Source organism: Actinoplanes sp. KI2, assembly GCF_025630775.1.
Lineage (GTDB): Bacteria > Actinomycetota > Actinomycetes > Mycobacteriales > Micromonosporaceae > Actinoplanes.
The window spans coordinates 33251-51244 of the sequence record NZ_JAOSZE010000016.1 but is presented as its reverse complement, the minus strand read 5'-3'; the positions used below and the strand labels follow the sequence as shown (position 1 = coordinate 51244).

Sequence of the window (17994 nt, the reverse complement as noted above, 5' to 3'; positions counted from 1 at the left end):
TGGAACAATGGGCGGCATGACGGACGAGCGGGACGGGGTGGACGCGCACGTGGCGCGCTGGGCGGCGTTCTGGAAGGACGACCCCCGGTTCGCGCCGGAGATCGAGGGCGCGCTGGTGCGGATGTACGACATCCAGAAATGGGCCCGCCGGGCGGACGCGGCGGCCTTCGCCGGCAACGACGACTTCACGCTGGAGGACTACAAAACCCTGCACGCGCTGATGGTGCAGCCCGACCCGACCGAGGCGACGCCGGCGCAGCTCGCCGAGGCCGCGCACGTGACCCGGGCGGCGATGACCAGCCGCCTCGACCGGCTGGTCGCGGCCGGCCTGGTGACCCGCGAGGTCGACCCGACCGACCGGCGGCGAGTGCTGGTGCGGCCCACGGCCCGCGGTCGCGAGGCGTGGGACACGCATATTTCCGAGGGCATGCAGCGCGATCAGCAGTTGCTGGCAGCCCTGACGTACGACGAGTTGGTGCAGCTCAACGGCCTGCTGCGGAAAATTGTGAGATCTCTCGAAAGCTGATGGGCTCAGTAGAGATTGGGCGGACACTCGTCTTTACTGTCAGACATGGAACTCGACCCCCGTGGTCAGCGCTTCGCCGCCACGCTGACCAGCACCGTCCTGATCGTGGTGCTGGCCACCGGGTGGGGATGGCTGGCCCTTGCCCAGACCGTCGTCTTCGCGATCACGGCCCTCGACCCGCGGAAGGGCCCCTACGCGTACCTCTATCGCGCTTTGATCTTGCCGCGCCTCGGTCCGCCGGCCGAGCGCGAACCCGCCGCCCCGGTCCGTTTCGCCCAGACCGTCGGGTTCACCTTCCTGGCCGTGGCCACGGTCGGATACCTCACCGGGCTGACCGCGCTGGGCGTGGTGTTTACCGCGTTCGGTCTGCTCGCGGCATTCCTGAACGCGGCCTTCGGCCTCTGCCTGGGCTGCGAGGCCTACCTGCTGATCAGGCGGCTTCGCACCGCCGCCTGATCGACTAGAACTTCGGGGCGTCCGGCGCCTCCAGCAGCCCGAGCCGCAGCGCCGTCATCAGCGCCTGCGCCCGGTTTGCCGCGCCCAGCTTCTCGTACAGCTTCGAGATGTGGGTCTTGGCGGTCGACTCCGAGACGAACAGCTGCTTGGCGATGCCGGCCACGCTCATGCCGTCGGCGAGCAGACGCAGCACCTGACCCTCGCGCGGGGAGAGCTGCGGGCCGGACGGGGCGAGCCGGCGCTTCATCGCCTCGGCCAGGTCGGCCGCGGTGAACGCGCTGGGCGCCGAGGCGGCGTGCCGGGCGGCCGCCACCACCTCGTCGGCGGGCGCGGTCTTGGGCACGAAGGCGCTCGCCCCTGCCTCGAGCGCGCCGAACAGCTGGTCGTCGCCAGCGTACATGGTGAGGACCACGATGCCCATGTTGGCGTTGTTCTTCCGCAGCGCCTTGGTCGCCTCGAGGCCGCTGCCGTCGGGCAGCCGTAGATCCATGATCACAACGTCGGGCTGGAGGGCGCCCGCCTGGCGCACCGCCTCGGCCGCCGTGGCCGCCTCACCGACGACCTCGAACTGCCGGTCGCGCTCGAATGCGTGTCGCAGCCCCTTACGAATCAGGTCGTGATCGTCGACAAGGAGAACCTTGGTGCGCCCGGTCGGCGCAGGACTGGTCGACATGCCTGGGTTACTCCCCTTCTGGAGCGGAAACGCTATCCCGCACGCTATCGCGCTTCCCCGGCGATCCAAGCACTACGGCAACGGTAGTCCCGCTGGGGTGTCGCGGCGTGATTTTCAATCGGCCCCGGATCCGTTCCGCACGCTCGGCCATGATCGTCAGGCCGTAACGACCGTCCGGGCGGTCGTCGGCGAAGCCCTTGCCGTCATCGGAGACCTCGATCTCCGCGTACGGCGGGTCCACGGTGCAGGTAACCCACAGATTAGAGGCTCCGGCGTGCTTACGCGCGTTGGTGATTGCCTCCTGGGCGATGCGCAGCAGCTCGGCCTCGGTCGCGGCGGGCAGCCGCGCGGTGGACTCGTCGAAGGTGAAGTGCACCCGCAGGCCCGCCGAGGTGCCCAGGGTGCGCGCGTACTCCGCGATCGCGGCGGCCAGACCGCCGTTGCGGTCCACCTCGGAGCGCAGCTCGAACAGGCTCAGCCGCAGCTCGGTGATGACCCGGGTGACCTCGTTGCGCAGGGTGCGCAGCTCCTCGGCGGTCTCCTCGGCGCCCTCCGGCAGCGTCGCCTGCGCGTTGTCGATGCCGTAGCCGACCATCACGAGCTCCTGCGCGACGCCGTCGTGGATCTCGCGGGCGAGGCGCTGACGCTCCTCATTGGTGGCCAGCGAGCGCACGTCGTCGAAGAGCAGGGCGGCCTCGAGCCGGATGGCGGCCGGCTCGGTCACCCCGGTGACATCGAAGACCACCGACGAGGGGTACGCGTTGGAGACATCCGCCTCCAGGATCACCAGCCCGATCGTCCGTACGCCCGCGACCAGCGGGACGACCAGCGACGAGACCTCGCCCCGGCGGCTCGACCGGCCCTGCGAGCGGTTGGCCACCTGCGGCTGCTGGGTGGCCCAGGCGTCGGCGATCGCCGAGTCGGAGTCGAGCGTCGTCTCCCAGTCGACCCGGTCGGCGCCGGTCTGGGCGAGCACGACGAGCCGGCCGCCGCCGCTGGTGGACAGCACGGCGGCGCGGTCGGCGGCGGCGACCATGCGCAGCTCCTCGAGCAGGTGCTCGGAGATGCCGCCCGGGTCCAGAGTGGCCCCCGGCAGCGAGCGGGCGACGCTGCGCAGCTGGGTGAGCAGGCGGGTGGCCTCCGCGTACGGCTGGGGGGTCGGCTCGGCCGGCTGCATGAGCTGGCGCATGGCGTCGGCCGCGAACGTGACGATCGCGCCGAGCACCAGCCACTGCCCACAGGCCGCCAGGAAGCCGGGCTGGGTGATCGGGCTGACCTCGCCGAGCAGCACGCCGCCGGCCACCATCGAGACGGCCGCGACCCCGAGCAGCGCGGCGCCCTCGGTCGATCGCCGGCGCAGCGCCGCGGAGAGCAGCGGGACCACCAGGTAGGGCAGGACCGCCCAGGCGCCGAAGCCGGCGGGCAGCGTGCCGGTGCGGTCGGCGGCGGCCGCGACCGAGCCCGCGGCCAGCCCGACGATCGCCACCTCGGCGAACCGGCCCAGCGGCGCGAGCACGCGGTGATCCGGCGCGAGGAACGCGGGCAGCGCGGCGACCACCAGCAGCGCGATCCAGCGCAGCTGCGCGGGGTCCCGGGTCACGATCAGGGTGAGGGCGGCGATCAGCACCAGCATGATGACGCGCGCGGTTACGGCGAGCGGCTGGACACGCGCGGAAACACTGGCAAGCACCGGCACCTGACGGATGGTAGTCGCCGCTGCAAGATACGGCTCGGCCCGGTCATCGGGATTGTCATAGCGACGCGGTAGCCTCCGTGCATGGCGGACACCTCGACGCAGTCGATCCAGGTTCATGCGCCCGTTGACCGCGTGGCGGCGGTGATCTGCGACTTCCCGCGCTATCCCGAGTGGGTCGACGCGCTCAAGCAGATCGAGGTCCTCGAGGAGTATGAGGACGGCTATGCGGCGCGTGTCCGGTTCGTGATCGACGCCGCGGTGATGGCCGACGACTACACCCTCGAGTACGCATATGCCGAGGACCTGACCCGCATCGAGTGGCACCTGGTCGAGCCGTCCAAGACGCAGAAGTCCCAGGAGGGCTCCTACGACCTCGCCGACAACGGCGACGGCACCACCACGGTGACCTATTCGCTCGAGGTCGAGCTCTCCATCGGCATGCTCGGCATGTTCCGCCGCAAGGCCGAAAAGATCATCATGGATACGGCGTTGAAGCAGCTCAAGCGCCGGGTCGAGAGCCTTCTGGCGAGTTAGGCAGGGTGGGTGCGATGCCGAGTTCGGCGCGGGAGGAGGCGGAACGGCTGGTCGCCGCCCTGATGGCAGTGGCCGACACCGCGGGACTGAGCGGCATCGCCGAGTCCGTCCGTGACGCGGTCGGGGACGCGGTCGGTCACGTCGCGGGAGGCGAGCACCGGTCGGGCGCGGGCGACCGCGGGCGGGGTGCAGCAGACGAGCACGGGCCGGGCGCGGGCGAGCGCCGGCCGGGCGCAGCAGACGACCGCGGGCCGGGCGAGCGCGGGCCGGGCGCGGCAGACGAGCGCGAGCACGGTGCGGGCGAGCGTCGGCCGGGTGCGGGCGGGTTCGAGCCGGCCGCGGGTGAGCGCAGGCCCGGTGCGGGCGAGCATCGGCCGGGAGCCGGCGCGTGGCATTCGGGCGGCGGCTGGGCCACCGGGAGCGCGGAGTGCTGTGTGTGCCCGCTGTGCCGGGCGATCGCGGCGGTGCGCGACCCCAGCCCCGCGACGGCGGTGCGGATCGCGACCAGCGCCGGCGACATCGCCACCGGGCTCGCGGGGATCATGCGTGGGCTTTCCGGCCTCGCGGGCGACCGGCCGAGGCGGGCATCCAGGCCGGCTCCGCCGCCCGCTCGCTCACCTTCGCCGTCTCCGGATGAGGCGTGGTCGGCCGCGACCCGCCGAACGGACTCAACCGGCAATTCCTGGATAAATCCGGAAAATCGGTCGCCGGACGCGGACCCGTGGGCAGCGGCGTCGGCGGCGTCGGCGGCCGAGGTCGCCGAGGAGCACGCGGCCGCGGAGGCCGCACGGCAGGCGGCGGCCGAGCAGGCGCATGCGGCGGCGAAGGCTCGACGCGAGGCAGCAGCCAGGGCACGTACCGCGGCGGCCGAGGCGGCCCAGCGCGTGGCGGAAGCCGCGGCGGCGGCCGCGGCCGCGAAGGCGCGCACGGCATCGGCCGGCGACCCGTCCGGTGCGGCCGGGGGGCCTGCGGCCGGGAAGGCGCGCACGGCGTCCAGCGGCGCGGGCGGTGCGGCCGGGAAGGCGCGCACGGCACCCACCGGCGACGCGACCGGTGCGGCTGGGGGATCCGCGGCCAGGAAGGCGCGCACGGCGCCCACCGGCGACGCGACCGGTGCGGCCGGGGGGTCCGCGGCCGGGAAGGCCCGCGCGTCGCGCACCGGTGACCGGTCCGGCAGGGGCGGCGCGGCCTCGGGATCGGCGGCCGGGACGGGTGCGAGTGCGGGGCCGAGCCGGTCCGGGGAGATCCTGGCCACCGAGGGTGGGGGCGGGCGCTCTTCGCGTAACCCTCGAGGGTTTGATGTATGGGCCGCTGCCACCGCCGACGCGGGCGATGGCGATGGGGTGGAACCCCCGACGGTGGATCATGATGGCCCGGGTGTCACGGAACGCGACGATGCGGTCGGCGACGGCACGGCGTGAGTTCGAGCAGGTAGAGGAGAAGGCGTGACGCTGACCATCGGAGTCGACGTCGGCGGCACCAAGGTGGCCGGTGGGGTGGTGGACGAGCACGGCACCGTGCTGGCGTCGAATCGCCGCGACACGCCCGCCGAGGACCCGGCCGGTACCCGGGACACCATCGTCGAGGTGGCCGCCGAGCTGGCCAGGCAGTACCCGCAGGCCACCGCGATCGGCATCGGCGCGGCCGCGTGGATCGACGCCCCCGGCGCCACCGTGCTGTTCGCGCCCAACCTGGCCTGGCGGGACGAGCCGCTGCGCGACTACGTGGCGAAGGCCGTCGGCCTGCCCACCGTGCTGGAGAACGACGCGAACGTCGCGGCCTGGGCCGAGTTCCGGTTCGGGGTGGCCCGGCACGCCGACGACTCGATGGTCATGATCACCGTGGGTACCGGGATCGGCGGCGGCATCGTGCTCAACGGCAAGCTGTGGCGGGGCGCCAACGGCATCGCCGGCGAGCTCGGCCACATCCAGTCGGTGCCGGACGGCCACCCCTGCGGCTGCGGCCGGCTCGGCTGCCTCGAGCAGTACGCGAGCGGCAACGCCCTGGTCCGGTTCGCCCGGGCCGGCGCACGGCAGGAGCCCGAGCGGGCCCGGCAGTTGCTCGAGATGGCCGGCGGCGACCCGCTGGCGATCTCGGGCCGGCAGATCACCGAGGCGGCGCGCATCGGCGACGGTGTGGCCCGGGACGCGTTCGCGCAGATCGGCTACTGGCTCGGCGTCGCGATGGCCGACCTCGCGCAGGCCCTCGACCCGCAGATCCTGGTGGTCGGCGGCGGCGTGGTCGACGCGGGGGAGTTGCTGATGACCCCGACCCAGACGACGTACCGGGATCAGCTCAAGCAGCGCGGCCGGTTCCCGGTCGCCGAGGTGGTGGCCGCCGAGACCGGCAACACGGCCGGCGTGGTCGGCGCGGCCGACCTGGCCCGGCGGATCTGAGTCGAGCCACGCGAGAAAGGGACAACGGTGTCCGGGGTGCCGCTGCGGGTGATGAGCTACAACGTGCACGGCCTGAGCGACGACCGGCCGGCGCTGATCGAGCTGGTCCGCGAGCTCGCCCCGGACGTGCTGGTGGTGCAGGAGGCGCCGCGACGGTTCCGCTGGCGGCACAAGTGCGCGGCGCTCGCCGACGACGCCGGGCTGGTGGTGGCGGCCGGTGGTCTGCCCGCCCTCGGCAACCTGGTGCTGGTGAGCATGCGGGTCAAGGTGCACGAGACGTGGTGCATGCGGTTCCCGCTGACCCCGGGACGGCACATGCGCGGCGCCGCGTTCATGCGCGGCTCGGTGCGCGGCGGCCGGTTCACCGTCTCCGGCTCGCACCTGGCCACCGATCCGGCCGAGCGGCCGGCCCAGGCCATGCTCTGGAAGGACGCCCTGGACGCGATCGAGGGCCCGGTGATCGCCGCCGGTGATCTGAACGAGGGGCCGGGCGGTGGCGCCTGGCGGACGGTCGAGGACGGGCTGGTCTCCTCGGCGGCCGGCCGGTTCACCTTTCCGGCGACGCTGCCGGCCCGGCTCATCGACGGCCTGTTCGTGACGCCGGACATCACGGTCGAGAAGTACGAGGTGGTGGAGAGCGATCTGGCCCGCCGGGCCAGTGATCATCTTCCTGTTCTGGCCGATTTGAGGATCTAGCCTTCAGTCCGGTCAAGGGCGGTGGGTGGGGCGGTCGGATGGCTTCCGCGTAGGGGTCAAGTTCTGGCAGTATCCCCGCGTGCACGACACTCCGGACATCGCCGACCGTCGGGACGCGGTGTGCGTCATCGGCGCCGGCGCCAGCGGTCTCGCCGCGATCAAGAATCTGCGCGAGAACGGTTTCGCCGTCGACTGCTACGAGCGCGAGACGTCGGTCGGCGGCGCCTGGAACTGGCGGCACGACCGCAGCCCGGTGTATGCGGCCACCCATCTGATCTCGTCCCGGCCGCTCACCGAGTTCCCGGATTTCCCGATGCCGGACAGCTGGCCCGACTACCCGCACCACAGCCAGCTGCTGTCCTATCTGGAGCGCTACGCCAAGCACTTCGGGCTGGCCGACGCCATCTGGTTCGGCACCGAGGTGGTGTCCTGCGTCCCGGTCGGCGACGGCCGGTGGGACGTGACCACCCAGTCGACCGGCGGCGGCTCGTCCCGCACCCAGCGCTACGCCGCGGTGATCGCCGCCAACGGGCACAACTGGGCGCCGGCCAAGCCGGAGATCCCGGGCGAGTTCCGCGGCCAGGTCATCCACTCGGCGCAATACAAGGACCCGGCCCAGCTGCGCAACCGCAAGGTGCTGGTGATCGGCGGGGGCAACACCGGCTGCGACATCGCGGTCGAGGCCGCCCAGCAGGCCGCCACGGTCTGGCACTCGACCCGGCGCGGCTACTGGTATGCCCCCAAGTACGTCCTCGGCCGCCCGGCCGACCAGGTCAACGACCGCCTGCTGAGGTGGCGGCTGCCGCTGCGCCTGCGGCAGTGGCTGTATCGCCGCACGCTGGCGCTGACGACCGGGGACCTGACCCGGTTCGGCGTGCCCGCGCCCGACCACCGCCCGTACGAAAGTCACCCGATCGTCAATTCGCAGCTGCCGTACTACCTGGGCCACGGCCGGATCAAGCCGGTGCCGGACGTGACCCGGTACGTCGACGGCAAGGTCGAGCTGGCCGACGGCCGCCGCATCGACCCCGACCTGGTGATCACCGCGACCGGATACCTGCCGCGCTTCGAGTTCCTCGCCCCCGAACTGCTGGACAGCGAGGCGGACGGCCGGCCCGACCTGCACCTGCACGCGTTCGCCCGCAAGCACCCGACGCTGGCCGTGATCGGCCTGCTCCAGCCGGACGCCGGGCTGCTCCCGCTCGCACACTGGCAGAGTGTGGCGGTGGCCCGCTGGCTGCGCCTGCGCCGGGAGGACCCGGCCCGCGCCGCCGCGGTGCAGCAGAAGGAGTCGGGCCGCCCGGTCCGCAGCTGGTCGCGTCGCCAGGTGGTGCCGACCCGCCGGCACTGGTTCGAGGTGGACCACGTCGCCTACCTCAAGGCCGTGGACGGTCTGCTGCGCGAGATGGAGCCGGTCAAGTGAGCGATCGGCTGCTGCGTTTCGACGACTGGATCTCGCCGGTGCCGCCGGTCGAGCGCGAGGTCGTGTCCCGCCTGGTCGTCGACGGCGAAGCGGACGCAGAGCAGCCGCCGCTGCTGTTCGTCTGCGGCCCACGCCATGGCGCCTGGGCGTTTGCCGAGCGCTGGCTGGGCCACGCGGCACAGCGGGGTTTTCCGGCGTACGCGCTGACCCCGCGCGAGCAAGGCGATCTGCGCGCCCACGTCCACGACGTCGTCCAGGTGGCCGCCTCGCTGCCCACGCAGGCGGTCCTGATCGGCCACGGCGAGGGTGCGCCGGTGGTCTCCCGGGCCCTCGGTCGTTACCCGGCCCGGGCGGCGGTCCTGGCCGCGCCGGCGCCGAGCCGGTGGGCTTCCTTCAAAACCAATCCGGTGGGTACGCTGCCCGCGCTCTTCGCCGGAAAATGGCGGCTCAACCGCCGTCAGCTGTTCAGCGCCGAGCTCCCGGTCGAGGAGGCCGACGCCTATCGGGAGCGCATGACCTTCGGCCGCCGTCTGACAATTCCGAAAAATCTGACCAGTCCGGTGGGCGACCCGCCGGTGCTCGTCATCGGATCGCCCGACGACCGGATCGTGCCCCGGAAGACGCTCGACAGGACGGCGGCGGAGTACGGCGGGGCGCCGCTGCTGTTCCCCGGCATGGGTCACGACCTGATGCTGGACGCCGGCTGGGCCGAGCCCATCGACGCGATCCTCGACTGGCTGACCAAGCAGCTGTCAGCGCCGCGCTAGCGACCGCCGCTGCCGAGGCAGGTGCTGGGCGAGGCGGCCGGTGTGGTCGAGGGCCGTCAGGTACGCCCGGGCCCAGGCGTGGATGTCGTGGTCGGTGATGTGCGCCCGCATTGCCGACATCCGCCGGGCCAGGTCGGCCGGGTCGGCGTCGAGCGCTCTCAGCAGCGTCTCCTTGAGCCCGTCCAGATCGTGCGGGTTCACCAGGAACGCGTCCTCCAGCTCGGCGGCCGCCCCGGCGAACTCGCTGAGCACCAGCGCGCCGGTGTCGTTGCCGCGGGCCGCCACGAACTCCTTGGCCACCAGGTTCATCCCGTCCCGCAGCGGGGTCACCACCATGACGTCCGCGGTCTGGTAGAGCGCGGCCAGGTCGGCCCGGTCGAACGGCTGGTTCAGGTAGTGGATGGCGGGCTCGCCGACCCGGCCGTACTCGCCGTTGATCCGGCCGACCTCGCTCTCGATCCGGTCCTTCAACCCGCGGTAGCTCTCCACCCGCTCCCGGCTCGGCACCGCCACCTGCACCATCACCGTGTCGTGCACCTTCAATCGCCCGTCCCGCAGCAGCTCGCTGTACGCGGTGAGGCGGTGCTCGATGCCCTTGGTGTAGTCCAGCCGGTCGACCGAGAGCAGCACCTTCTTGTGCGCGCCGAGGTCGTGCCGCAGCTTGTGGGCCTGGTTGCGCACGTACGGCCGGGCGGAGAGCGACTCCATCTCGGTCACGTCGATCGAGACCGGGAAGGCGCCGGTCCGGACCACCCGGCCGTCGACCCGGATGGTGTTCTCGGTGTACTCGGCGGCGACCAGCTTCTCGGCCAGCTGGGCGAGGTTGTGCGCGGCCTGCTCCCGCTGGAAGCCGACCAGGTCGGCGCCGAGCATCCCGCGCACCAGCTCGGTCCGGCGGGGGAGTTGCATGAACAGTTCCGGCGGCGGGAACGGCACGTGCATGAAGAAGCCGATCAGCACGTCCGGCCGCAGGTCGCGCAGCAGTTGCGGGACGAGCTGGAGGTGGTAGTCCTGCACCCAGACCGCGGCGCCGGGCTCGGCCACCTCGGCGGCGGCCTCGGCGAAGCGGCGGTTCACCGAGCGGTACGTCTCCCACCAGCCCCGGTCGAAGACGGGCTGCTCGACGGCGTCGTGGTAGAGCGGCCAGAGCGTCGAGTTGGCGAAGCCCTCGTAGTAGCCCCGTAGCTCGTCCTCGGTGAGCGGCATCGGGCGCAGCCGCAGCGTGCCGATGTCGGGCAGGGCGGGCGCCGAGCCGACCCCGCCGCCCCAGCCGACCCAGGTGGCCGGGGTGCTCTCCAGGATCGCGTGCAGCGCGCTTGCCAGGCCGCCCGGGCTGCGCCGCCACTCGCAGGCGCCATCGGGAGCGGCGTTGTCATCGAGCGGGAGACGGTTGGCGACCACGACCAACGAGCTCTGGCGCATCACCGTAGGTTACCGGAACCCCGCAGTCAGCTACACCGACAGTGGTCAATTCGACAGGAGACGGCACACGGGGCGCAGAATCACTGCGGCGGACGCACCACGCCGCTCGGTCTCAGACGACCGCGCCGTCGTCGAAGTCGTCCTCGTCGTCATCGCCCGACCGCAGCCGCCAGACCAGCATCACCGCGCCGGAGACGATGGCCGCGAAGCCCAGCGTGATGACGTAGTTGCGGTCGATCGGGAGCAGGTTGGGGAACAGGAACAGCACGAAGCCGACCAGCACGGCGAGCACGCTGATCACCGCGTACTTGGAGAAGTGCGGCAGCGGCGGCGGGGGCGGCGGGATGAAGCGGTCCTCGTCCTCGTCGTCGTCCTCGTCGAGGTCCGCGTCGAACGCGTCGAAGTTTTCCAGCACCGTCGGCTCGGCCGGCTTGTCGGTACGCCGCCGGTTGTGCTGGACCGGCTCGGTCGGGGCCGGCGGCGGCTCGGGCGCGGCCGGCAGGTCCTCGGAGGCGGGCCACGGCGCGACGGTCGGGTCGACCGTGGTGTGGAAGCCGGCCACGATCTTCGCCCACTCGGCCTCGATGTCGGGCTCGCGGGTCGGGTCGGCCGGCGTGGTGGGCGGCTGGCCGCCGGTCTCCTTGAGCAGGTGTGCCCGGGCGGCGTCGAGGTAGGCGCGGTCCACGTACAACCGATCGGTCGGCCGGGGCGGGAGCGTGGTGGCCCGCAGGATCGGGTTCAGATCGGCCGTGGGCTGAAGGTATGCCGCGATGCCGGCCGCCTGCAGCACGTCGAGCAGGTGCTCACCGACGCGCGGATCCACGTCGCCGGCCACGGCGAAGTCGGCCGCGTCCAGCCCGTTGTCCCGCCTGCCGCGGCGGGCGCCACCCGCTGTCACCCTGCACACTCCCTCGCCGACCGTGACTTGAATGGTGACACGCCGAGCACCGGTTGCGGGAGTGCGTTGTGGCGCGCCGTCCCGCTTCGCATCCGACTACCCTGCCCGCCCCTCCGGGCCGGACCGGAGGCCGTACCCTTTCTCTGCGACGAAAGGACACCCTTGTTCTATTGGCTGCTGAAGTACGTGCTCCTCGGCCCGCTGCTTCGGATGATCTTCCGGCCCGACGTGCGTGGCCTGGAAAACGTGCCCGCCGGCGGCCCGGTGATTCTCGCCTGCAACCACCTTTCCTTCTCTGACTCGATCTTCACACCCCTGATGGTCCCGCGCAGGGTGACGTTCGTCGCCAAAGCGGAGTACTTCACCGGCCGGGGGATCAAGGGCCGACTGATGCGGCACTTCTTCCTCGCGACCGGGACGATCCCGGTGGACCGTTCGGGTGGCCAGGCCGCCCAGGCGGCGCTGGACACGCTGCTGCGCGTCCTGCGCGAGGGTGGCATCGCGGGCATCTACCCCGAGGGCACCCGCTCGCCGGACGGCCGGCTCTACCGCGGCAAGACCGGCGTCGCTCGGCTGGCGCTGGAGAGCGGCGCCCGGGTGGTGCCCGTCGCGCTGCTCAACACCGACGAGATCCAGCCCACCGGCACCATCGTGCCCAAGATCAAGCGGGTCAAGATGCGGTTCGGGTCGCCGCTGGACTTCTCGCGCTACGACAGCTCTCGCGGTGACCGCTTCGTCGAGCGGGCGATCACCGACGAGATCATGTACGAGCTGATGGTGCTCTCCGGCCGCCCGTACGTCGACGTCTACGCCAGCAAGCTGAAGACGTCAGTCGAGGCGCCCACGCCGAGGGCTACGCAACAGCCATCCCCGCTCGACGCCTCAGCGCCGGAAGGTCGGTGACCACGATCCGGCGGCCCTCGGTGCGCAGCCAGCCGCGGCTGGCGAACGACCCGATCGCCTGGTTCACGCTCTGCCGTGAGCCGCCCGCCATCTCGGCGAGCTGGCTCTGGTTGAGCTCGATCGTGATCATCGGAGCCTGACTCTCGCCGGCCAGCCGCACCAGCGTCTTGGCCACCCGGCCGGGCAGGTCCAGGAAGACGTGATCGGTGTTCTGCTCGGTGAGCCGGCGGATCAGCGCGCCGACCGAACGCATCACGGCATCCAGGATCCGCGGGTTCGAGTGCACGAGATCCATGAACGCCGCCCGGGACAGGGTCAGCGCCTGGCAGTCCTCGATAGCCTCGGCCGACGCGCTGCGGGTCGCGGCGTCCAGAAGGGACACCTCGCCGAGCACGTCCGGCGGCCGCACGACCGTCAGCACCGCGCGCTCCCCCGTGGGCGCGGTGCGGAAGATCGCGACGGCGCCGCGCTTCAGGATGATCAGAGACTCGCCGGGATCGTGCTCGACGAAGATGATCTGACCTTTGCGATACGTGCGTGGAACCGCGGTGGCGATGACCCGTTGCCGCACATCCGGCTCCAGGCCCGCGAACATCTCCACGCCGGTCAGCGCGTCGCCGGAATCCGGCATGCGATGGTCCACGGCGCTATCCCTCCCCCAGGCGGGGACCGCGTCGACGTACCCCGGCCGGCGTCGGCCCCTCGACGCGAACGATCACTAATAGCACGCAGCAGCCCTCCTACGCCATTTCTGTGTAGGCAAGCCGTCGAGGCCTCGTACGATCATTCCGCGCGCGTCGCTATCTGTAAACCTCTCGATAGCAAGGCGTGATTGTCGCCCACCCTGTCCGTCGGATTTTCGATGTTTGCCGAGATACTCCCGCGGTGCCGGATGAGGACATTGTTCGATCGACCCTGCGGGACCAGTGGCATCTGACTCCCGGCGAGATAACCGCCCTGCCGGCGGAGCTGCTGTCCCAAGGCTGGGAGATCACCGCGGGGGAGCAGCGGTACGTCTGCCGCCTCGCCGAGGCCGGCGCCCGGCAACCGGTCGAGGCCGGCCTGCTGGCCGCCGAGCGGCTGCGCATCCGGGACATCGCGGTCGGCGAGCCGGTCCGCACCCTCGGCGGCGGCCTCACCGCGCCGACCCCGGCCGGGGCGCTCGCCCTGCTGCGCCGGGTGCCCGGCCGGCGGCTGGACGGCGGCGACCCGATCGACCAGCAGTGGTGGGGGGACCGGCTCGGTGCCGTACACCGGGCCCTGCAGCATTTCCACCATCCCGGCCTGCGTCCGTGGCAGCCGCTCGACCCGCGGGCGCCCCATCTGGCCGCGGAGCCGTGGCTCCGCGCGGCCGTGGCCGACGCGGCCGGCGCGGCCACCCGCCTCACCGTGACCGATCGGCTCACCTACGGCGTGCTGCACGGCGACCCGGCGCCCAGCAGCTTCGTCGTCGACCCCGGCACCGGGCGCGCCGGGCTGCTCGACTGCGGCGCCGGCGGGGTCGGGCCGCTGGTCTACGACGTGGCCGCGGCCGTGCTGTACGTCGGCGGCCCGTACCGCGCCACCGACCTGATCGACGGCTACCTGGCGGCCGGCCCGGTACGCCGCGACGAGCTGGAGGCGGCGCTGCCCGTGCTGCTCCGGCTGCGCTGGGCGGTGCGTGCCGACCGGGCCGCCCGGCGCGGCGACACCGAGGCGCTGGACCGCGCGAAACAGGCCCTGGAGGCGACGGCGGGTTGACCATCGGCCAGGATGGTGGGCGAGATGACGTACCGATACTTTTACGACTGCGAGTTCATCGAGGACGGCCGGGTGGTCGACCTGGTGTCGATCGGCGTCGTCGACGAGTTCGGCCGCGAGTTCTACGCGGTCAGCACCGAGTTCGACGACACCAAGGCGATTCCCTGGGTACGCCGCAACGTGCTCGACAAGCTCCCGTCCCCCTCGGACCGGGCGTGGCGCTCCCGCGAGCGGATCCGCGACGACCTGTACGCGTTCCTGATGGAGCCGCTGCGCGGCCGGGACGAGCAGATGGAGCTGTGGGCCTGGTTCGCGGCGTACGACCATGTGGCCCTCGCCCAGCTGTGGGGTGCGATGCCGGCGCTGCCCCGCGAGATCCCCCGCTTCACCAAGGACCTGCGCCAGCTCTGGGACGACCAGGGCCGCCCGCATCTGCCCGCGATGTCCGGCCGCCACGACGCCCTGGTCGACGCCCGCCACAACCTGGCCCGCTGGAATGCCATGAAGGGCTAGGGGGCCGCTCAGTCTTCGCGGCGGCCCAGCAGCAGGTAGGCGAGCGGGCCGAAGGGCTGCACCACCAGCGCCGGCCACCACAGCGCCTTCGGGCCGCGGACCAGGCCGGCCGGGCGGCGGGCGAGGTCGACGACGGCCGCCGTGGTGGCGACGATCTCGAGCACGCCCAGCACCACCGTGCCGGTGCGCTGCCACGGCGCCATGGCGTTCCACCGCTCGCGTGGTGACGGCTTTTGCGTCATCTCACCCTCCCGAGTGCTCGCATCGTGCCAAGTCTGCACCCCGGCGGCTCGGCACGTGTCTAGGCTGGTCGGCGGGGGGCGCTTTCGCCCGGGCCAGATGAACCGGCGACGCCGCGGGCAGCTAGAGTTCGCTTGCGGCCCGCCCCGGGCCGGCAGCGCTGCCGAAAGAGAACGCTCCCTGGGGCTCGACGGGCTATCAGCTTCTCGCAACCCGATTCAGGGAGGACGAGCAAAACATGCGTATCGGCGTGCTCACCGGAGGCGGCGACTGCCCCGGTCTCAACGCGGTGATCCGGGCGGTGGTCCGTAAGGGCGTCGCCGCGTACGGTCACGAGTTCGTCGGATTCCGCGACGGCTGGAAGGGCCCGCTGGAGGGCCTGACGAAGCCGCTCGGCATCGCGGAGGTCCGCGGCATCCTGCCGCGCGGCGGCACCATCCTGGGCTCCTCGCGCACCAACCCGTTCAAGATCGACGGTGGCGTCGAGAAGATCAAGGCCAACCTGGCCGAGCAGGGCGTCGACGCGCTGGTCGCGATCGGCGGGGAGGACACGCTGGGCGTCGCGACCAAGCTCAGCGACCTCGGCGTGAACGTCGTCGGCGTGCCGAAGACGATCGACAACGACCTGAACGCGACCGACTTCACGTTCGGCTTCGACACCGCGGTGAACATCGCGATGGAGGCGATCGACCGGCTGCACACCACCGCCGAGTCGCACCACCGCACCCTGGTCGTCGAGGTCATGGGCCGGCACGCCGGCTGGATCGCGCTGCACGCCGGCCTCGCCGGCGGTGCCAACGTGATCCTGCTGCCGGAGCGCAACTTCGACGTGGAGCAGGTCGCCACCTACGTGACCAAGCGCTTCCAGGTCGAGTACGCGCCGATCGTCGTGGTCGCCGAGGGCGCGCAGCCGCTCGAGGGCCAGATGCAGCTGGTCAGCCAGGAGCTCGACTCGTTCGGCCACGTCCGCCTCGGCGGCATCGGCCAGTGGCTGGCCGAGCAGCTCGAGGAGAAGACCGGCAAGGAGGCCCGCACGGTCGTCCTCGGTCACATCCAGCGCGGCGGCACCCCGACCGCGTTCGACCGGGTGCTCGCGACCCGGTTCGGCCTGCAGGCGATCGACGCCGTCCACGAGGGCGACTTCGGTAAGATGATGGCGCTGCGGGGCACCGACATCGTCCGCGTGCCGCTGATCGAGGGCACCGGCGAGCTGAAGACCGTCCCGCTCTCCCGCTACGAAGAGGCCGAGGTCTTCTTCGGTAGCTGATCCGGCGTTCGGAATGAGGGGCGGCCGCGCGGTCGCCCCTCATTTTTCGGGAAGGCTCATATGACCAAGCACAGTGTCGCGGTGATCGGTGCGGGCAAGCTCGGCGAGCTCGTCCTCTCCGGACTGCTGCGCTCCGGCTGGCCGACCCAGCAGGTGCTGGCCACCACCCGGCGTCCCGAGCGCGCCACCGAACTGGCCGAGCGCTACGGCATCCGCCCGGTGCGCAACCTGACCGCGGTCACCCAGGCCGACGTGCTGCTGATCGCGGTGAAGCCGCAGGACGCGGCGAAGCTGCTGGACGACTTCGGGATGAAGGTTCCGCCGGGAACGCTGGTGGTGTCGCTCTGCGCGGGGCTGACCACCAGCTTCTTCGCCGACCGGCTGCCCGGCGGCATCCCGATCGTGCGGGTCATGACCAACACCCCCGCGCTGGTCGACCAGGCGATGACCGTGCTCTCCCCGGGCCCGTACGCGACCGAGGAGCACCTGGCCATCGCCGAGGAGATCTTCCAGCCGCTCGGCAAGACCCTGCGGGTGCCCGAGTCGCAGCAGGACGCGGTGACGGCGCTCTCCGGTTCCGGCCCGGCGTACTTCTATCTGCTGGTCGAGGCGATGATCGACGCCGGCATCCTGCTCGGCCTGCCGCGTCAGGTGGCGCACGAGCTGATCGTGCAGACCGCGGTCGGCTCGGCGGTGATGCTGCGCGACACCGGCGAGCACCCGGTGAAGCTGCGCGAGGCGGTGACCTCGCCGGCGGGCACGACCATCTCGGCGATCCGCGAGCTGGAGAAGCACGGCGTACGCGCGGCGCTGTTGTCCGCATTGGAGGCCGCCCGCGACCGCGCGTCCGAGATAGCGGTCCAGATGGCCCAGCCGAAGCCCTGATCTGTTACCCGGGTCGGACCGGTTTCGTCACCTTCAAGACGGGAACGGTTCGGGAAAGGTGACAGCATGACCGACGCACTGGCGGGAGCATTCGAGCAGCAGCGCGGCCGCCTCGTGGCGGTGGCACAGCGGATGCTCGGCTCGCGGGCCGACGCCGAGGACGCGGTGCAGGAGGCCTGGCTGCGGCTGGCCCGCCAGGACGCGGGCACGATCGGCAATCTGAGCGGCTGGCTGACCACCGTGGTCGGCCGGGTCTGCATCGACGTGCTCCGCTCGCGCGCGGCCCGGCCGGAGACGTCGTACGACGACGGGCTGCCCGGGTTGATCGTGCTCGAGGACGACGGCACGTTGCCCGAGCAGGAGGCACTGCTGGCCGAGTCGGTCGGGTCGGCGCTGCTGGTCGTGCTGGATGCCCTCGGCCCCGCCGAGCGGCTCGCCTTCGTGCTGCACGACATGTTCGGCGTGCCGTTCGCGGAGGTCGGCGAGATCATCGGCCGGTCAACCGACGCCACCAAGATGCTGACCAGCCGGGCCCGCCGGAAGGTCCGGGGAACGGATCGCCCGGCCGCGGAACGGCGCCGGCAGCGCGCCGTGGTCGACGCCTTCCTCGCCGCGGCGCACGACGGCGATTTCGAGGGGCTCATGCGGGTGCTCGACCCCGAGGTGACCTGGCGTTCGCACTACGCGCACGGACTGGTGGTCCGGCACGGCGCGGCCGAGGTGGTGGCCGCGGTCCGGCGCGGGTTCCGGGCCACGGTGACCGCGCACCCGGCACTGGTCAACGGCGAGCCCGGCGTGGTGGTCCGGACCCCGAGCGGCAAGGCGGTGGGCCTGCTGGCGTGCACCGTGGCCGGCGACCGGATCGTGGAGATCGTGTCGATCAGCAACCCGCGGCGCCTGGCGGCCCTCGGTGTTACGCCGGAGCAGCCGTCCTCGTCCAAGTAGGTGGAAGCACCACC

The 17994-nt window shown here is 72.0% G+C and carries 20 protein-coding genes; 13 read left to right on the top strand and 7 right to left on the bottom strand.

What is annotated here, in order from left to right; translation table 11 throughout:
- The first annotated feature begins 16 nt into the window (after positions 1 to 16).
- Entirely contained in the window at positions 17 to 526 is a 510-nt protein-coding gene (locus tag ODJ79_RS18285; RefSeq protein WP_263024688.1) for a MarR family winged helix-turn-helix transcriptional regulator, read from the top strand.
- A gap of 45 nt (positions 527 to 571) precedes the next feature.
- A complete protein-coding gene (locus ODJ79_RS18280; RefSeq protein ID WP_263024687.1) occupies positions 572 to 982 on the top strand; it encodes a DUF4395 domain-containing protein in 411 nt (136 codons plus the stop codon).
- A gap of 4 nt (positions 983 to 986) precedes the next feature.
- On the opposite strand, the gene ODJ79_RS18275 is transcribed toward ODJ79_RS18280, so the two are convergent.
- Positions 987 to 1655: a response regulator gene (locus ODJ79_RS18275; protein WP_263024686.1), complete on the bottom strand. Its 669-nt coding sequence runs from the start codon at positions 1653 to 1655 to the stop codon at positions 987 to 989.
- 7 nt (positions 1656 to 1662) lie between these two features.
- Positions 1663 to 3351, bottom strand: coding sequence for a GAF domain-containing sensor histidine kinase (locus ODJ79_RS18270; RefSeq protein ID WP_411267338.1), 1689 nt, complete (start codon positions 3349 to 3351; stop codon positions 1663 to 1665).
- 81 nt (positions 3352 to 3432) lie between these two features.
- On the opposite strand from ODJ79_RS18270, the gene ODJ79_RS18265 reads away from it, so the two are divergent.
- Entirely contained in the window at positions 3433 to 3885 is a 453-nt protein-coding gene (locus tag ODJ79_RS18265; protein ID WP_263024685.1) for an SRPBCC family protein, read from the top strand.
- Here the strand turns inward: ODJ79_RS18265 and ODJ79_RS18260 are convergent.
- Positions 3882 to 4280 carry a hypothetical protein gene (locus ODJ79_RS18260; protein ID WP_263024684.1) on the bottom strand — a complete coding sequence of 133 codons (399 nt, stop codon included), beginning with the start codon at positions 4278 to 4280 and terminating at the stop codon, positions 3882 to 3884. The two genes, ODJ79_RS18265 and ODJ79_RS18260, sit on opposite strands and share 4 nt — an antisense overlap.
- 1050 nt (positions 4281 to 5330) lie before the next feature.
- Here ODJ79_RS18260 and ODJ79_RS18255 point away from each other — a divergent pair.
- The 4 genes from ODJ79_RS18255 to ODJ79_RS18240 all read left to right on the top strand — a co-directional run bounded on the left by ODJ79_RS18255 (position 5331) and on the right by ODJ79_RS18240 (position 9167).
- On the top strand, positions 5331 to 6281 hold the full coding sequence (locus tag ODJ79_RS18255; RefSeq protein WP_263024683.1) for an ROK family glucokinase: 951 nt from the start codon (positions 5331 to 5333) through the stop codon (positions 6279 to 6281).
- A 51-nt stretch (positions 6282 to 6332) separates the two neighbouring features.
- A complete protein-coding gene (locus tag ODJ79_RS18250) occupies positions 6333 to 6977 on the top strand; it encodes an endonuclease/exonuclease/phosphatase family protein (RefSeq protein ID WP_263024817.1) in 645 nt (214 codons plus the stop codon).
- 79 nt (positions 6978 to 7056) lie between these two features.
- Positions 7057 to 8400 (top strand): flavin-containing monooxygenase, encoded by a 1344-nt coding sequence (locus tag ODJ79_RS18245; RefSeq protein ID WP_263024682.1) that lies wholly within the window; start codon positions 7057 to 7059, stop codon positions 8398 to 8400.
- Positions 8397 to 9167 (top strand): alpha/beta hydrolase, encoded by a 771-nt coding sequence (locus ODJ79_RS18240; protein ID WP_263024681.1) that lies wholly within the window; start codon positions 8397 to 8399, stop codon positions 9165 to 9167. The genes ODJ79_RS18245 and ODJ79_RS18240 overlap by 4 nt, the downstream gene beginning before the upstream one ends.
- Here the strand turns inward: ODJ79_RS18240 and ODJ79_RS18235 are convergent.
- Together ODJ79_RS18235 and ODJ79_RS18230 are read right to left on the bottom strand one after the other, a co-directional pair.
- Positions 9153 to 10589: a trehalose-6-phosphate synthase gene (locus ODJ79_RS18235; RefSeq protein WP_263024680.1), complete on the bottom strand. Its 1437-nt coding sequence runs from the start codon at positions 10587 to 10589 to the stop codon at positions 9153 to 9155. The genes ODJ79_RS18240 and ODJ79_RS18235 overlap by 15 nt on opposite strands.
- 112 nt (positions 10590 to 10701) lie before the next feature.
- The gene (locus tag ODJ79_RS18230) at positions 10702 to 11487 is read right to left on the bottom strand and encodes a DUF308 domain-containing protein (RefSeq protein ID WP_263024679.1); all 786 of its coding nucleotides are present in this window, start codon (positions 11485 to 11487) and stop codon (positions 10702 to 10704) included.
- 162 nt (positions 11488 to 11649) lie between these two features.
- Here ODJ79_RS18230 and ODJ79_RS18225 point away from each other — a divergent pair, with 162 nt between their 5' ends.
- Complete coding sequence (locus ODJ79_RS18225) at positions 11650 to 12390, top strand: lysophospholipid acyltransferase family protein (RefSeq protein ID WP_263024678.1); 741 nt, start codon at positions 11650 to 11652, stop codon at positions 12388 to 12390.
- Here ODJ79_RS18225 and ODJ79_RS18220 read toward each other — a convergent pair.
- A complete protein-coding gene (locus tag ODJ79_RS18220; RefSeq protein ID WP_411267345.1) occupies positions 12341 to 13021 on the bottom strand; it encodes a Crp/Fnr family transcriptional regulator in 681 nt (226 codons plus the stop codon). The genes ODJ79_RS18225 and ODJ79_RS18220 overlap by 50 nt on opposite strands.
- 254 nt (positions 13022 to 13275) lie before the next feature.
- On the opposite strand from ODJ79_RS18220, the gene ODJ79_RS18215 reads away from it, so the two are divergent.
- The gene (locus ODJ79_RS18215) at positions 13276 to 14130 is read left to right on the top strand and encodes a phosphotransferase enzyme family protein (RefSeq protein WP_263024676.1); all 855 of its coding nucleotides are present in this window, start codon (positions 13276 to 13278) and stop codon (positions 14128 to 14130) included.
- A 24-nt stretch (positions 14131 to 14154) separates the two neighbouring features.
- Positions 14155 to 14643, top strand: a complete 489-nt coding sequence (locus tag ODJ79_RS18210; RefSeq protein WP_263024675.1) for a polyadenylate-specific 3'-exoribonuclease AS — start codon at positions 14155 to 14157, stop codon at positions 14641 to 14643.
- Positions 14644 to 14651: 8 nt separating this feature from the next.
- Here the strand turns inward: ODJ79_RS18210 and ODJ79_RS18205 are convergent, their stop codons facing one another.
- A complete protein-coding gene (locus ODJ79_RS18205; protein WP_263024674.1) occupies positions 14652 to 14885 on the bottom strand; it encodes a PLDc N-terminal domain-containing protein in 234 nt (77 codons plus the stop codon).
- A 236-nt stretch (positions 14886 to 15121) separates the two neighbouring features.
- Here ODJ79_RS18205 and ODJ79_RS18200 point away from each other — a divergent pair, with 236 nt between their 5' ends.
- The 3 genes from ODJ79_RS18200 to ODJ79_RS18190 all read left to right on the top strand — a co-directional run bounded on the left by ODJ79_RS18200 (position 15122) and on the right by ODJ79_RS18190 (position 17980).
- Positions 15122 to 16150: a 6-phosphofructokinase gene (locus ODJ79_RS18200; RefSeq protein WP_263024673.1), complete on the top strand. Its 1029-nt coding sequence runs from the start codon at positions 15122 to 15124 to the stop codon at positions 16148 to 16150.
- Between the two features lie 60 nt (positions 16151 to 16210).
- The gene (gene proC / locus ODJ79_RS18195; RefSeq protein WP_263024672.1) at positions 16211 to 17035 is read left to right on the top strand and encodes a pyrroline-5-carboxylate reductase; all 825 of its coding nucleotides are present in this window, start codon (positions 16211 to 16213) and stop codon (positions 17033 to 17035) included.
- A gap of 66 nt (positions 17036 to 17101) precedes the next feature.
- On the top strand, positions 17102 to 17980 hold the full coding sequence (locus ODJ79_RS18190; RefSeq protein ID WP_263024671.1) for a sigma-70 family RNA polymerase sigma factor: 879 nt from the start codon (positions 17102 to 17104) through the stop codon (positions 17978 to 17980).
- Positions 17981 to 17994 lie beyond the last annotated feature (14 nt).

What these genes read in the sequence shown, in the direction of transcription:
- ODJ79_RS18285 (WP_263024688.1), top strand. Translation starts at nt 17, where the DNA reads ATGACGGACGAGCGGGACGGGGTGGACGCGCACGTGGCGCGCTGGGCG.
- ODJ79_RS18280 (WP_263024687.1), top strand. Translation starts at nt 572, where the DNA reads ATGGAACTCGACCCCCGTGGTCAGCGCTTCGCCGCCACGCTGACCAGC.
- ODJ79_RS18275 (WP_263024686.1), bottom strand. Translation starts at nt 1,655, where the DNA reads ATGTCGACCAGTCCTGCGCCGACCGGGCGCACCAAGGTTCTCCTTGTC.
- ODJ79_RS18265 (WP_263024685.1), top strand. Translation starts at nt 3,433, where the DNA reads ATGGCGGACACCTCGACGCAGTCGATCCAGGTTCATGCGCCCGTTGAC.
- ODJ79_RS18260 (WP_263024684.1), bottom strand. Translation starts at nt 4,280, where the DNA reads ATGCCACGCGCCGGCTCCCGGCCGATGCTCGCCCGCACCGGGCCTGCG.
- ODJ79_RS18250 (WP_263024817.1), top strand. Translation starts at nt 6,333, where the DNA reads ATGAGCTACAACGTGCACGGCCTGAGCGACGACCGGCCGGCGCTGATC.
- ODJ79_RS18235 (WP_263024680.1), bottom strand. Translation starts at nt 10,589, where the DNA reads ATGCGCCAGAGCTCGTTGGTCGTGGTCGCCAACCGTCTCCCGCTCGAT.
- ODJ79_RS18220 (WP_411267345.1), bottom strand. Translation starts at nt 13,021, where the DNA reads ATGCCGGATTCCGGCGACGCGCTGACCGGCGTGGAGATGTTCGCGGGC.
- ODJ79_RS18210 (WP_263024675.1), top strand. Translation starts at nt 14,155, where the DNA reads ATGACGTACCGATACTTTTACGACTGCGAGTTCATCGAGGACGGCCGG.
- ODJ79_RS18205 (WP_263024674.1), bottom strand. Translation starts at nt 14,885, where the DNA reads ATGACGCAAAAGCCGTCACCACGCGAGCGGTGGAACGCCATGGCGCCG.
- ODJ79_RS18200 (WP_263024673.1), top strand. Translation starts at nt 15,122, where the DNA reads ATGCGTATCGGCGTGCTCACCGGAGGCGGCGACTGCCCCGGTCTCAAC.
- proC (WP_263024672.1), top strand. Translation starts at nt 16,211, where the DNA reads ATGACCAAGCACAGTGTCGCGGTGATCGGTGCGGGCAAGCTCGGCGAG.
- ODJ79_RS18190 (WP_263024671.1), top strand. Translation starts at nt 17,102, where the DNA reads ATGACCGACGCACTGGCGGGAGCATTCGAGCAGCAGCGCGGCCGCCTC.